Raw genomic sequence first — 12,099 nt, 5'->3', positions numbered from 1 at the left:
TTTCCAGCGCAAGCGCCCTGCGCCTGGCGGCCTCGGCCTCGAAGCGCCGCCTGCACGGCGAGTGTCGGCCGCCGCCCCTTGCACCTGGAACCCGGGGTTCCCTCACATCGCTACGTGGGCCGGTACAGCGCGCAGAGCTTGTGGCCGTCCGGGTCGCGCACATAGGCCAGGTACATGGCCCCGAGCCGGCCTTCCCGCAGGCCGGGCGGCTCCTCGATGGACGTGCCGCCGTGCGCGACCGCCGTGTCGTGGAACCGCTGCACCTGCTCCGCCGAGCTGCACTTGAAGCCAATGGTGCCGCCGTTGGCGCCCGTGGCGGGTTCGCCATTGATCGGCTCGGTCACGCAGAAGGAGCTGCCGCCGTGCCGATAGAACAGGCGGGCCTGGCCGGTGGCGTTGTGGTTGCGATGCGGCTCGCCGGCGCCCAGCACGGCCAGCACGGCGTCATAGAAGCGTTTGGCGCGCTCCATGTCGTTGGTTCCCACCATCACGTGGCTGAACATTCACGGGTCTCCTTGGCAAACGGTTGGTGGAGCCGGGGTGCTGCCGCGGACGTGCGGCCATTGCCCGGATGCACGCGGACACGGCACGGATGGTACGTGGCGACCGAGGTCGGTGACGGATGGACATCCGCAGCGCAGGGCGTTGTGACCCACAGGCCCCGTGCGCGCCCCGGCGGGTGCCAGCCAGGCGGCGCAGGCGGCCAGCACGGCCACCCCCACCGCCGCCGCGGTGCGGCCCTTGCGCGCCCCCTGCCACGCCAGGGGCACCCACAGCACGAACAGCCAGGCCGCTCCGGTGAACGGCGCGACGCACAGCAGCGTTGACGCGGCGGCCAGCGCCACGTTGAGCCAAGCCACGACGCCCCAGCATCGGTGCCCGCGGGTCATGCAGGAATGAATGGCTGGCATGCGCCGACGCCGGCTTGTCGCGGGACGCTGGCGGGACCGAGACTGCGCGCCATGCGGAATGACGTGATCATGTGGATGGCGCTCGGGCTGGCGCTCGGGCTGGCCGCCGCCTGCGGGGCAGGCGAATGCGGGCTCGGTGCGGCGGTGGGCTCGGTACTTGGCGCCGCGTTCGGCCTGGCCACGCGCCTGAGCAAGGGGCGTGGGCGGCCCATCGGCCGGGATCGCGGGCGCCATGGCTCGCACTGACACACTCCCGCGCCCGAGGGGCCACCGCGTCCTGCGAGTGAGCGTGGACAGCCGCTTGACCGAGATGCGCGCGATCGCCATCGAATCGGTCCTGCAACAGCTCGAAGCCGCCCGTCGCAGCGAGGACCGCCCGCCACTGCTGTCGCCCGGCGTGCACCGCCGGATCCTGGCGCTGGTCTTTCCGCTGATGTTCTGGCTGAAACGGGTGCGCGGCGGGCGGGTGGATTTCGTCTTCGATGCCCACGGGCTGCTGCGCACCTGCCGCGGCCGCTCCGCCTTCCGCCGCTGGTCCGAGGTGGCCGAGATCGCCGTGTTCAGCACGGGCATCCTCATCGAACTGCACGAGGGCGCGGCGATTCCCATTCCCTACCGTGTGCTCAGCCTGGCCGACCGGGCCACCTTGCTCGAGCTGTTCCACGACGGCAGGGACCGCAGCCACTGGCCACGGCCGTGAGGCTCCGCGGGCGCCGCCGCGCATCAGGGCGCGGCGAGCCGGAACCCCGCCACGATGTCGGCCAGCTCCCGCGCCTGGTCCTGCAGCCGATCCGCTGCATCGGATCCTGTCTGTACCAGGGCCGCGTTCTGCTGGGTGACCTGGTCCAGCTGCGACATGGCCGCACCGATCTGCGAGACGCCCTGGCTCTGCTGGATGCTGGCGGCACTGATGGCGGCGATGAGTTCGCGCGCCTGCTCCACCTGAGTCACCAGCGCTTCCATGGTCGAGCCCGCGCTGGACACCAGGCGGGCACCGGCATCGACGTGGCCGGTGCCGGATTCGATCAGTTGCTTGATGTGCCGTGCCGCCTCGCTGCTGCGCTGAGCCAGTGAGCGCACCTCGCCGGCGACGACCGCGAACCCGCGTCCCTGTTCGCCGGCGCGCGCGGCCTCCACCGCGGCGTTCAGCGCCAGGATGTTGGTCTGGAAGGCGATGCCGTCGATGACGCCGATGATCTCCGCGATCTCTCGAGACGAGGCGCTGATGAGGTCCATCGTGGACACCACCTGCCGGACCACGACCCCGCCCTCGGTGGCGATGGCGGCCGCGTGCGTGACGCGCTCGGCCGCGGCGCGTGCGGCCTGCGCGTTGTGCTGGACGGTGGCCCCGAGCTGCTCCATGGCGGCGGCGGTCTCCTCCAGGCTGCCGGCCTGCGCTTCGGTGCGATGTGACAGGTCGGCGTGCCCTTGCGCGAGCTGCACTGCACCGGCCGCCACCGCGTCGCTGCCGGCCTGCACGCGTCCCAGCACCTCCGCCAGGCCCGCGCGCATGCGCTGCAAGGCCGCCAGCAGGCGGGCCGTCTCCTGTGGGCCTTGTGGTGCCACCTCCATGCGCAGGTCGCCGGCCGCCACGGTGTCCGCGATGTGCACCGCGCTGCCCAGCGGGGCCGTGATGGACCGCACCGTGGTCCGGGCCAGCAGGCCCGCCAGTGCCACCGTCAGCAGCAGGCCGACGCCGGTCTGCCACTGCAGCCTGGCGTAGTCGTCGGTGGCCGCCCGGTGCGCCTGCGCTGCCACGTCCAGCTGGATCTCGACCAGCGGGTCCAGCACCTGCCGCACGGCGTCGACGGCGGGCAGCAGGCGGGTGGTCGCACCGTCGCGCACGCCCACCATGTCGTGCGCCTGAAGCCGCTCGGCCACCTCGTCCGCCGCGGCGTCGGCGCGGGCCATCAAGGGTTCCGCGCGAGCGATCAGCTGCTTTTCGGATTCGACGAGGTAGGTGCGGGTGTACGCCTGCCACTCGGCGCGGATGCGGGTGCGCGATTCCCTGAGGCCCTGCAGCGCCTGCTCCTGGGTGATCGCGCCGGCCATCACCTTCTGGACGGCGCCTGCCGTGCCGATGGCGTAGCTGTCGGCCACTGCCTTGATCTGCTTGAGCGGCACGATCCGATCCAGGTAGAGCGTCTGCAACACGGCGTTGGACGCCTGCACGCGGAGCAGTCCCGTGACGGCCACCCCGGTGAGCAGCAGCAGCAGGGCGCCGATGAGCAGCCAGAGCCTGGCTTGGATACTGAGGTTCTGCATGGAACGCCTGGGCAAGGGACAGGGGTCCCGAGCCTAGGCGGCCGTGCGGCGAGCGTCCAATTGCGTTTTGCGAGGGGGTGGCGCGGCCGGGTGGAGGCCCGACCGCACCGTGGCACTCAGCGCGCGGGTGCGTCGCTGCCCAGTTCCACCGCGTACGCCAACGCCAGCTTGGCGAACTTCAGGGCGTGGCTGGCGGTGTTGCCGAACTGGTCGGTCTTGTCCTTGGGCGTGTGGATGTGCGGGTTGTCCTCGCCGAACGACGCCTCGAAGGGGAAGGACGCCGCATAGCCCTGGGCGGTCCACGAGGCGTGGTCGGAGCAGGCGTAGCCGCAGACGTCGCGCGTCACGGTCAGTTCGGGCAGGTAGTGGCTGGCGAGTGCGGCCACGAAGTCGTCCTGCGCGCCGTCGGTGTAGTCACTGATCAGGGTGATGTCGCTGGCGGAGCCTTCGTAGGCGGTCATGTCCAGCTGCAGCACGCCCACGACCTGTTTGCCCTCGCTGGCGTAGCGGGCGGCAATGTCCTTGGATCCGAGCAGGCCGGCCTCTTCGCCCGCGTAGCCGATGAACTGCAGCGTGCGCGCGGGCTTCCACTGGCTGGCCAGGACGACGCGCATCACTTCCTGCAGCGTGGCGATGCCCGAGGCGTCGTCGTCGGCGCCGGGGGCGCGGCCCTTGGCGCGCAGCATGGCCTGTGGGCTGATGGAGTCCAGGTGGCCGCCGATGACGATGATCTCGTCCGGCGCGGTGGTGCCGCGCACGGTGAGCATCACCGATTGCTGCGGGAAGCCGGGGTGGCTGAAGCGGCTCACGCTGGCGTCGCTGCGGCCAGCCGCCATGTCCGACCAGCTCTGGGCCAGGTCGTCGGCGGCCTTCACGCCGGTCTGGCTGCGGTAGTAGCGGTTGGCGTAGCCCTGCAGGCGGGTGATGGTGTCGAGGATGCGGCTGTCCTGCAGCCGGGGCAGCAGGTTCTGCACCTTGGCTTCGTCGTCGATGGTGTAGGCCGGCGCGGTGGCCGCCTGGGCGCGTGCAGCCCGGCCTTCGCCGCGCGCCTGCAGGCGCTGGATGGTGCGCAGCGCGTCGTCGCGCGTGGCATGGGCCATGAAGCCGCCGCAACGGTGCAGCGCGTCGTGCGCCGCCAGGGACAGGCGGGGCAGGTCGGCGTCGTCGGCCACCCGCAGCAGCACCAGCGTGTCCTGTCGGGGGCTGCGCTGCGTCGTGCCGCGCTCGATGGCCGGGGTGCGCACGACATGGCGCTCCACGGCGTCGTGGGCCAGGCCCTGCTGTTGCAGCACGCGCCAGGCCGCTTCGTCCAGGGTCAGCCAGGCGGGCGCGGCCGCGGCGGGCAGGGCGGCAGAGGCCAGCGTGGCGGCCAGGGCGGCGCCGCCGGCCAGGCGGGCCAGGGTGGTTCGTGGCATGGGGTCTCCGTGGGGGTAGGAATGGGAAGTGCGCACCGTAGCAGCGGCCTTCGCGCCTCTGGCACACGTGGGCTTCAAGAATGGTCACGCGCGACAGAAGGCCGCCGGGCCGCAGGCGGGCGGCGTGCGGCGCAGGCGCGCCAGAATCGGCCCATGCCTGCGCCCTCTTCCGTGTCGCCTGCCGCGTCGGTGCCAGCCGCTGACGGCTGGGCCCTGATGGGCGTGGATTTCTCCAGCGCGCCGCGGCGTGCCAAGCCCATCGTCGTGGCGCATGGCCGGCGCGCCGGGGCCGTCGTGCGGCTGGACGCGCTGGAGGCCGTGCCCGAGCTGGCGGGTTTCGACACGCTGCTGCGGCGCCCCGGCCCCTGGGCGGCCGGCTTCGACCTGCCCTTCGGCCTGCCGCGCGAGCTGGTGGAGTCGCTCGGCTGGCCCACGCAGTGGCCGGCGCTCATCGGCCACTATGCCGGCCTGACACGGGCGCAGGTCCGCGATGCGTTCGCGGCGTTCTGCGCCGCCCGCCCGGCCGGCCGCAAGTTCGCGCACCGCGCGTGTGACGGCCCGGCCGGCTCGTCGCCCAGCATGAAATGGGTGAACCCGCCCGTGGCCTACATGCTGCATGCGGCCGCGCCGCGCCTGCTGTCGGCGGGCGTGCACCTGCCCAGCGTGCACCCGGGCGACCCCGCGCGGGTGGCGCTCGAGGCCTACCCCGGCCTGCTCGCCCGCGAGCTGATCGGCCGCCGTTCGTACAAGAGCGACGATCGGGCGCGGCAGACGCCGGACCGGCTCATCGCCCGCAAGGACCTGGTGGACGCGCTGGAACAGGGGCGCTCGCGCCTGGGGCTGCGCCTGAAGCTCAGCCATGCGCAGCGCGACGCCCTGGTGGCCGACGCCAGCGGCGACAGCCTGGACGCCACGCTGTGCCTGCTGCAGGCGGCCTGGGCGCTGGGCCGGCCGGGCTGGGGGCTGCCCCCGGACGTGGACCCGCTGGAAGGCTGGATCGTCACCGCGGAGCCCCCGGCATGAGCGGCGCGCCGGCCGCCGAGGCCGCCGCCTGGTTCGCTGCGCGCGGCTGGCAGCCCTTCGATTTCCAGCGCCAGGTGTGGGCCGACATGGCCGCGGGTGCGAGCGGCCTGGTGCATGCCACCACCGGCTCGGGCAAGACCTACGCCGTGGGGCTGGGCGCCATCGGCCGCATGCCCGCCGGCGGCCGCGGCGCGCCGCCGCTGTCGCTGCTGTGGGTGACGCCCATGCGCGCGCTCGCGGCCGACACGCTGCGTGCGCTGACGCTGCCCCTGTCGGACCTGCGCCCTGCGGCCACGGCCGGCCTGCGCAGCGGCGACACGCCTGCGGCCGAGCGGGCGCGGCAGGACAGGCGCTGGCCCAGCGTGCTCGTCACCACGCCCGAATCGCTCAGCCTCCTGCTCACCCGCGAGGGCGCGGCGCAGGAGCTGGCCACGGTGGCCACGGTGGTGGTGGACGAGTGGCACGAGCTCATCGGCAGCAAGCGGGGGGTGCAGGTGCAGCTGGCGCTGGCGCGGCTGCGGCGCTGGAACCCCGGCCTGGTGGTGTGGGGCCTGTCCGCCACCCTGGGCAACCTCGACGAGGCCATGGCCGCGCTGCTGGGCCATGGGCCCGCCGGCCCGCTGGCCGGCCGGCTGGTGCAGGGCCGGCTGGACAAGCAGCTCGTCATCGACACCCTGCTGCCCGACGACCCGGGCCGCTTCACCTGGGGTGGCCACCTGGGCGCGCAGATGCAGCCGGCGGTGGTGCGCGAGATCGAGGCCAACGCGGGCACCACGCTGGTGTTCACCAACGTGCGCTCGCAGGCCGAGATCTGGTACCAGCTGCTGCTGGACGCGCGGCCGGACTGGGCCGGACAGATCGCCCTGCACCATGGCTCGCTCGACCTCGACACGCGCCGCTGGGTGGAGGCGGGCCTGAAGGACGGCCGCCTGCGCGCCGTGGTGGCGACCTCGTCGCTCGACCTCGGCGTGGATTTCCTCCCCGTGGACCGCGTGCTGCAGATCGGTTCGCCCAAGGGCATCGCCCGGCTGCTGCAGCGCGCGGGCCGGTCCGGCCATGCGCCCGGGCGCCCGAGCCGCGTCACGCTGGTGCCCACCCACACGCTGGAGATCGTGGAGGCGGCGGCCGCGCGCGAGGCGGCGTTCGCCGGTCGGGTGGAGCAGCGCTGCTCGCCGGACAGGCCGCTGGACGTGCTGGTGCAGCACCTGGTCACGGTGGCCCTGGGCGGTGGCTTCACGCCGGACGAGCTGTTCGACGAGGTGCGCCAGGCGCATGCCTACCGTGGCCTCACGCGCGACGAGTTCGATTGGGCGCTCGCCTTCGTGGAACGCGGCGGCGAGAGCCTGCATGCCTACCCGGAGTACCACCGCGTGCAGTGGGTACCCGGCGAGGCGGGCGCGCGCGGCCGCTACCGCGTCACCGACCGCGGCATCGCGTTGCGCCACAAGCTGCAGGTGGGCACGATCGTGGGCGACACGGCGATGAAGGTGGCCTGGCTCAGCGGCGGCACGCTGGGCACCATCGAGGAGAGCTTCATCTCGCGCCTGTCGCCCGGCGACGCCTTCGTGTTCGCCGGCCGCGTGCTGGAGTTCGTCCGCTCGCGCGAGATGACGGCCTATGTGCGGGCGGCGAAGTCCGCCTCTGGCCGGGTGGTGGTGTGGAACGGGGCGCGCATGGCGTTCTCCAGCGAGCTCGGCGACGCGGTGCGCAGCGTGCTGGAGCGGGCGGCCGGGCCGTCGGACGCGCACGCGCCGGGTGCGGCCGACGCGGTGCTGGCCACGCCCGAGCTGGTGGCCGCCGCGCCCATGCTGCAGGCGCAGCGCCGGCTGTCGCAGCTGCCCACGCCGGGCCACCTGCTGATCGAGCGCTACCGCTCGCGCGAGGGCCACCACCTCTTCGTCTACCCCTTTGCCGGCCGGCATGTGCACCTGGGCCTGGCGGGGCTGCTCGCCTGGCGGCTGGCGCGCGAGGCGCCCAACACCTTCTCGCTCGCCTGCAACGACCTGGGCTTCGAGCTGCTGGCGGCGCAGCCGGTGGACACGGCGCCGCTGGACGACGGCCGCGCGCTGCGCGAGGACGGTTTGCTCGATGACGTGCTGGCCAGCCTCAATGCACGCGAGCTCGCGCAGTGCCGCTTCCGCGAGATCGCGCGGGTGGCCGGGCTGGTGTTCACCGGCTACCCCGGGGCGCCCAAGGGGCTGCGCCAGCTCCAGGCGTCCTCGTCGCTGTTCTACGAGGTGTTCCGCAAGTACGACGCCGGCAACCGGCTGCTGGGCCAGGCCGAGCAGGAGGCGCTGTCGCAGGAGCTGGAGATCGGCCGCCTGCGCCAGGCGCTGCGCGACATGGCCGGCCGCCGCATCGCCTGGGTGGACCTGCGCGCGCCCAGCCCCTTCGCCTTGCCGCTGATGGTGGAGCGCATGCGCGAGCGCCTGAGCAACGAGAAGATGAAGGACCGCCTGGCGCGGCTGCTGGCCGACGCCGAACGCCGGCTGGATGGCGCCGGCCGAGCCGCTGCGCGCGCCGTGGGCGGCCTGTCCATGCTGGCCACGCTGGTGGCGGGCGCGCTGATGGGCGCACCGCAGCCGCTGCAGGCGGCCGAGCCTGCGGCGCCGGCGGCGATGGGACAGGCCGCGCCCCAGCCGGTGGCGCTGGCCTGGGTGACGGACGGCGACACCCTGTGGGTGCGGCCCGGGGGCCAGGGCGCGCCGGTCCCCGTGCGCCTGCTCGGCCTGGACGCGCCGGAGCGCTGTCAGCCCGGCGGCGCGGCCTCACGCCAGGCGCTGGAGCGGGCCGTGCGCGGGCAGGCCATGGCGCTGTCCGTGCGAACGGAGGACAGCTGGGGCCGCTGGCTCGGCCGCATCCAGGTCGGTGGCGAGGACCTGGGCGCCCGTCTGGTGCGCGAGGGCCATGCGTGGGACGACCGCTTCCGCGGACGGCCCGGGCCCTATCCCCGCGAAGAGGCAGAGGCCCGCGCGGCGCGCCGTGGCGTGCATGCCGATGCTGGCGCCATGCGGCCGCGCGTGTTCCGCGAGTTCCATGGGCCATGTGACCCGCCCGATCCCCGGCGCGGGCGCACGAGCCTCGGACAGGCTCAGGCCGGCAGGGCGGCCAGCGCCAGCTCGCGGTAGAGGAAGTCGCGGATGGTGGGCCAGTGGTTGCTGCCCACGCTGACCTTGATGGTGTGCTCCACTTCGGGCGTCGGCACGGCCTCGCAGGTGTTGCCGGACGCGTCGATCCGCGCCTTGGTGGGCAGCACATTGGCTTCCCAGGTGGCACCGGTGGCCGAATCGGGCTTGCCCGACACATGGAACAGCAGCACCGGCGCATCCGCCGCGTCATAGTTCAGCAGCGGGTCGGAATCGAACAGCGGATCGATGAGGGTGGCGCCGGTGGACACCACGGCGCCCACGTGCGAGGACACGCCGTCGTAGTCGCTCTCCGTGCCTTCCAGCGCGTCGGGGTCGCCCATCACGGCGGCCGTCAGGGCCAGGGCACCACCGGCCGAGGTGCCGACGATGGCCACGCGGTTGACGTCGATGGACCAGCGAGCGGCATTCGCCTTGAGGTAGCGCACGGCGTTCTGCAGGTCTTCGGTGGCGTGCGTGATGGCCGTCTGGCGCAGCACCGGGTTGGTGTCGTTGTCGGGCGTGAGCCGGTAGTTCACGGTGGCCGTCACGTAGCCGAGCCGGGCATACGACACCGCCTCGTCGGCCCGCTCGCCCTTGTCACCCGCCTGGAAGCCGCCGCCATGCACGAACACCACCAAGGGCCGGTTGCCCTGGCCGGGCTTCAGCGGCGGCTCGAACACGTCCAGCCGCATGGTCAGCGTGGGCAGGTCCCGCTCGGCGTCGCGCGTGAGGCTGGAGGTGTACTGCATGCCGCCCATGTTCGGGCGCGTGGAATAGGCCAGGTCGGACTCCTGGGCCACGTCCGAGCTGGCGTACACATAACTGCGGTAGCGGGTGCCCGTGTCCGGCTCGCTGGCGGACTCGTTGCCGCCCCCGCAGGACGACAGCAGGCCGAGGGTGACGAAGGCGAAGGCGGAGAGGAGGGTGCGCATGGTGCGTGGCTTCCGGACTGGCGGATTCTCGCCAGCCAGGGCAACGCAAATGCCTGCTCAACCGTTGTCTATGGTGTGCAGGTGTTACCTGCGTTCACACCGTCGCACCGATGGAGCCGCCTTCAGGGCTCCGCCTGCTCGAAGCGGCTGATCGACTCCACCAGGGCCTTGACGGCGATGCGCTCCTCCGGCGTGAGGTGCGGGTTCCAGCAGTCCATGAGCAGGATGACGCGCACCCGGTCCGACCGGTTCCACGCCTCGTGCTGGAAGGTGTCGTCGAACATCATCGGCTCACCCTCGCGCCAGGCATGCTCGCCGGCGTCGATGACGTGCAGCGCGCAGTCGGGCGGCACCACCAGCGGCAGGTGGAAGACCAGCCGCGTGTTCGTCACCCCGTAGTGCGGCTTGATGTGCGAGCCGGGGGCCAGCACCGAGTAGCAGACCTCGGGGGCCTGGCCCTCGATGCGACAGAGCTCGATGCTGTCCAGCAAGGCGCTGGTGCGCGGGCAGCGTGCATGGTGGGCGTCGTAGCGCTGTCCATGGCGGTAGAAGAAGTAGGCGTCCCAAGCGGGCGCCGGCCCCGCGCCTCCCACGTAGTCGTCCACCTTGGCGCCGGCGGGGAAATCGAGAAAGGCGCTGAGCTGCCCCGGCTCGGCCAGCACGGCCAGCGCCTCGTCGCGGATGGCCTGCCAGTGCGCCTGGAGCGTGGCCGCCCAGGGCTGCAGGAAGGGGTCGTGGTAGGGCGGGCTGGGCAGCTCCGGGAAGTAGAAGAACTTGGGGCGCTGGCGCCGGTCGGGTGGGGTGGCGTCCCACTCGCGCAGGTAGCCGGAGACCGCCCGCTCCACCCGCCGCAGCGCCTGGGGCCCGACGAGGGTGCGCTGCTCGTCCAGCACCCGGTGCAGCAGGGCGCGCCGGGCCGCGAACGCCTGCTGCATGGCCTGGGAGACCAGCGGCCGCAGATGGGCTGGCGTGGTGCCGGCGCTGCGCCACTGGCCGGCAGCGCGGGCGCGCTGCAGCCCCCGCTCCCAGGCGGGCACGGCCCGCTGCGGCTCGCCGGTGGCCGCCAGCGCATGGCCCAGCAGCAGCCAGGTGGTGGCGCTGGAACGGCTGGCCGCGTGGCGTTGGTCCAGCAGCATGCGCGCCCGCAGCGGCTGTCCATGGCGCAGCCAGGCGTAGGCCAGGTCCTCCGCCCAGCCCAGCCGGTCCGGCGCCAGGCCGCAGGCTTGCTCGAGCAGCTCGCACATGCCCGCCAGGTCGCCCCGGACGAAGGCCTCTTCCGCGCGGCGGCGGGCGTCGAGGGCGGCCGCGTCAGCCGCCCGTGCAGGCGCGGGGGTGGGGTCAGGGGCCGACGCGTCGGAGGGGCTGTCGGCGCAGGCAGCGTTCATGGCGGGTGGGCCCGGGCAGCCGGGCGTGTCACAACCCCGTCATTTACGCATCAAAGTGCTCTTGCCGAACAGGCTTTCGATCAGGTCGACGGCAATCTGGGCGGTCTTGTTGCGCACATCCAGCGCCGGATTCAGCTCCATCACGTCCAGGCTGGCCATCCGGCCGGTGTCCGCGATCATCTCCATGCAGAGCTGGGCCTCCCGGTAGGTGGGGCCGCCCGGCACCGTGGTGCCCACGCCGGGCGCCACGTCGGGGTCGAGGAAATCCACGTCGAAGCTCACGTGCAGGTGGGTCTGGGCGTCCAGGGTCGCCAGCGCGAGCTCCATCGTGTGGCGCATGCCCATCTCGTCGATGTAGCGCATGTCGAACACCTCCAGGCCCACCTCATGCACGAAGCGCTTTTCGCCGGCGTCCACGGACCGGATGCCGATCTGGCGCACCCACTTGGGGTTGATGGCCGGCACCTGCCCGCCGATCTCGATGAGCTCCTTCGGGCCGTGGCCGCACAGGCAGGCCACCGGCATGCCGTGGATGTTGCCGCTGGGCGTCAGCTCATGGGTGTTGAAGTCGGCGTGGGCGTCCAGCCACAGGATGCGCAGCTTCTTGCCCGCCTCGCGGCAGTGGCGCGCCACGGCGCTGATGGAGCCCAGGCCCAGGCAATGGTCGCCGCCCAGAAGGATGGGCATGCGTCCGCCCTGCAGCTCGGCGTACACGGCGTCGTGCACCAGCTGGTTCCAGGTCACCACCTCCTGCAGGTGGCGGTAGCCGCCCACGGGGGCCTGCCAGGGGTTGGGTGGGCCGTTCAGGTTGCCGCGGTCCAGCACCTCCAGGCCGTGGCTTTCCAGGATGGGGCCGAGGTTGGCCACGCGCAGGGCCTCCGGGCCCATGCTGGCGCCGCGTGCGCCGGCGCCGATGTCGGTCGGCGCGCCGATGAGGGTGACTTGCTTGACCATGGTGGGCTGCTCGATGAGGTGGCCGCGATTGTGGCGGCAGTGGCTCCGTGAATCATGCGCCGCGAGGGGGCCACGACGGGATAATC

The 12,099-nt window shown here is 72.9% G+C and carries 10 protein-coding genes and 1 pseudogene; 5 read left to right on the top strand and 6 right to left on the bottom strand.

Going from position 1 to position 12,099, the window contains the following annotated elements; genetic code table 11:
• Positions 1-110: 110 nt before the first annotated feature.
• A complete protein-coding gene (locus ACE3UN_RS08980) occupies positions 111-503 on the bottom strand; it encodes a VOC family protein (RefSeq protein ID WP_374674588.1) in 393 nt (130 codons plus the stop codon).
• A gap of 459 nt (positions 504-962) precedes the next feature.
• Here ACE3UN_RS08980 and ACE3UN_RS08975 point away from each other — a divergent pair, with 459 nt between their 5' ends.
• Together ACE3UN_RS08975 and ACE3UN_RS08970 are read left to right on the top strand one after the other, a co-directional pair.
• Positions 963-1,157, top strand: a complete 195-nt coding sequence (locus ACE3UN_RS08975; RefSeq protein ID WP_374674587.1) for a hypothetical protein — start codon at positions 963-965, stop codon at positions 1,155-1,157.
• 43 nt (positions 1,158-1,200) lie between these two features.
• Complete coding sequence (locus ACE3UN_RS08970; protein WP_374674586.1) at positions 1,201-1,611, top strand: YcxB family protein; 411 nt, start codon at positions 1,201-1,203, stop codon at positions 1,609-1,611.
• A 23-nt stretch (positions 1,612-1,634) separates the two neighbouring features.
• Here the strand turns inward: ACE3UN_RS08970 and ACE3UN_RS08965 are convergent, their stop codons facing one another.
• Positions 1,635-3,176, bottom strand: coding sequence for a methyl-accepting chemotaxis protein (locus ACE3UN_RS08965; RefSeq protein WP_374674585.1), 1,542 nt, complete (start codon positions 3,174-3,176; stop codon positions 1,635-1,637).
• Positions 3,177-3,292: 116 nt separating this feature from the next.
• A complete protein-coding gene (locus ACE3UN_RS08960) occupies positions 3,293-4,591 on the bottom strand; it encodes a M20/M25/M40 family metallo-hydrolase (protein WP_374674584.1) in 1,299 nt (432 codons plus the stop codon).
• A 153-nt stretch (positions 4,592-4,744) separates the two neighbouring features.
• Between ACE3UN_RS08960 and ACE3UN_RS08955 the strand changes: the two genes are divergently transcribed.
• The 3 genes and pseudogenes from ACE3UN_RS08955 to ACE3UN_RS08945 all read left to right on the top strand — a co-directional run bounded on the left by ACE3UN_RS08955 (position 4,745) and on the right by ACE3UN_RS08945 (position 8,742).
• Positions 4,745-5,614, top strand: coding sequence for a DUF429 domain-containing protein (locus ACE3UN_RS08955; RefSeq protein WP_374674583.1), 870 nt, complete (start codon positions 4,745-4,747; stop codon positions 5,612-5,614).
• Positions 5,611-8,109 (top strand): annotated as a pseudogene (locus ACE3UN_RS08950) (ligase-associated DNA damage response DEXH box helicase); the annotation flags it as partial. The gene ACE3UN_RS08955 and the pseudogene ACE3UN_RS08950, both read left to right, overlap by 4 nt.
• A gap of 42 nt (positions 8,110-8,151) precedes the next feature.
• Complete coding sequence (locus ACE3UN_RS08945) at positions 8,152-8,742, top strand: thermonuclease family protein (protein ID WP_374674704.1); 591 nt, start codon at positions 8,152-8,154, stop codon at positions 8,740-8,742.
• Here the strand turns inward: ACE3UN_RS08945 and ACE3UN_RS08940 are convergent.
• From ACE3UN_RS08940 to rocF, 3 genes are all read right to left on the bottom strand, one after another.
• Positions 8,706-9,674, bottom strand: a complete 969-nt coding sequence (locus ACE3UN_RS08940; protein WP_374674582.1) for an alpha/beta hydrolase — start codon at positions 9,672-9,674, stop codon at positions 8,706-8,708. The genes ACE3UN_RS08945 and ACE3UN_RS08940 overlap by 37 nt on opposite strands.
• Positions 9,675-9,796: 122 nt before the next feature.
• A complete protein-coding gene (locus tag ACE3UN_RS08935) occupies positions 9,797-11,059 on the bottom strand; it encodes an aspartyl/asparaginyl beta-hydroxylase domain-containing protein (RefSeq protein WP_374674581.1) in 1,263 nt (420 codons plus the stop codon).
• A 39-nt stretch (positions 11,060-11,098) separates the two neighbouring features.
• The gene (gene rocF, locus ACE3UN_RS08930; RefSeq protein ID WP_374674580.1) at positions 11,099-12,013 is read right to left on the bottom strand and encodes an arginase; all 915 of its coding nucleotides are present in this window, start codon (positions 12,011-12,013) and stop codon (positions 11,099-11,101) included.
• Positions 12,014-12,099: the final 86 nt, after the last annotated feature.

The sequence above is a fragment of the Ideonella sp. genome (assembly GCF_041918995.1).
Classification (GTDB): domain Bacteria; phylum Pseudomonadota; class Gammaproteobacteria; order Burkholderiales; family Burkholderiaceae_C; genus Ideonella.
Note: the sequence above shows the minus strand (reverse complement) of the source record. Positions and strands in the feature narration are given on the sequence as shown.

What these genes read in the sequence shown, in the direction of transcription:
- ACE3UN_RS08980 (WP_374674588.1), bottom strand. Translation starts at nt 503, where the DNA reads ATGTTCAGCCACGTGATGGTGGGAACCAACGACATGGAGCGCGCCAAA.
- ACE3UN_RS08975 (WP_374674587.1), top strand. Translation starts at nt 963, where the DNA reads ATGCGGAATGACGTGATCATGTGGATGGCGCTCGGGCTGGCGCTCGGG.
- ACE3UN_RS08965 (WP_374674585.1), bottom strand. Translation starts at nt 3,176, where the DNA reads ATGCAGAACCTCAGTATCCAAGCCAGGCTCTGGCTGCTCATCGGCGCC.
- ACE3UN_RS08960 (WP_374674584.1), bottom strand. Translation starts at nt 4,591, where the DNA reads ATGCCACGAACCACCCTGGCCCGCCTGGCCGGCGGCGCCGCCCTGGCC.
- ACE3UN_RS08955 (WP_374674583.1), top strand. Translation starts at nt 4,745, where the DNA reads ATGCCTGCGCCCTCTTCCGTGTCGCCTGCCGCGTCGGTGCCAGCCGCT.
- ACE3UN_RS08945 (WP_374674704.1), top strand. Translation starts at nt 8,152, where the DNA reads ATGCTGGCCACGCTGGTGGCGGGCGCGCTGATGGGCGCACCGCAGCCG.
- ACE3UN_RS08940 (WP_374674582.1), bottom strand. Translation starts at nt 9,674, where the DNA reads ATGCGCACCCTCCTCTCCGCCTTCGCCTTCGTCACCCTCGGCCTGCTG.
- ACE3UN_RS08935 (WP_374674581.1), bottom strand. Translation starts at nt 11,059, where the DNA reads ATGAACGCTGCCTGCGCCGACAGCCCCTCCGACGCGTCGGCCCCTGAC.
- rocF (WP_374674580.1), bottom strand. Translation starts at nt 12,013, where the DNA reads ATGGTCAAGCAAGTCACCCTCATCGGCGCGCCGACCGACATCGGCGCC.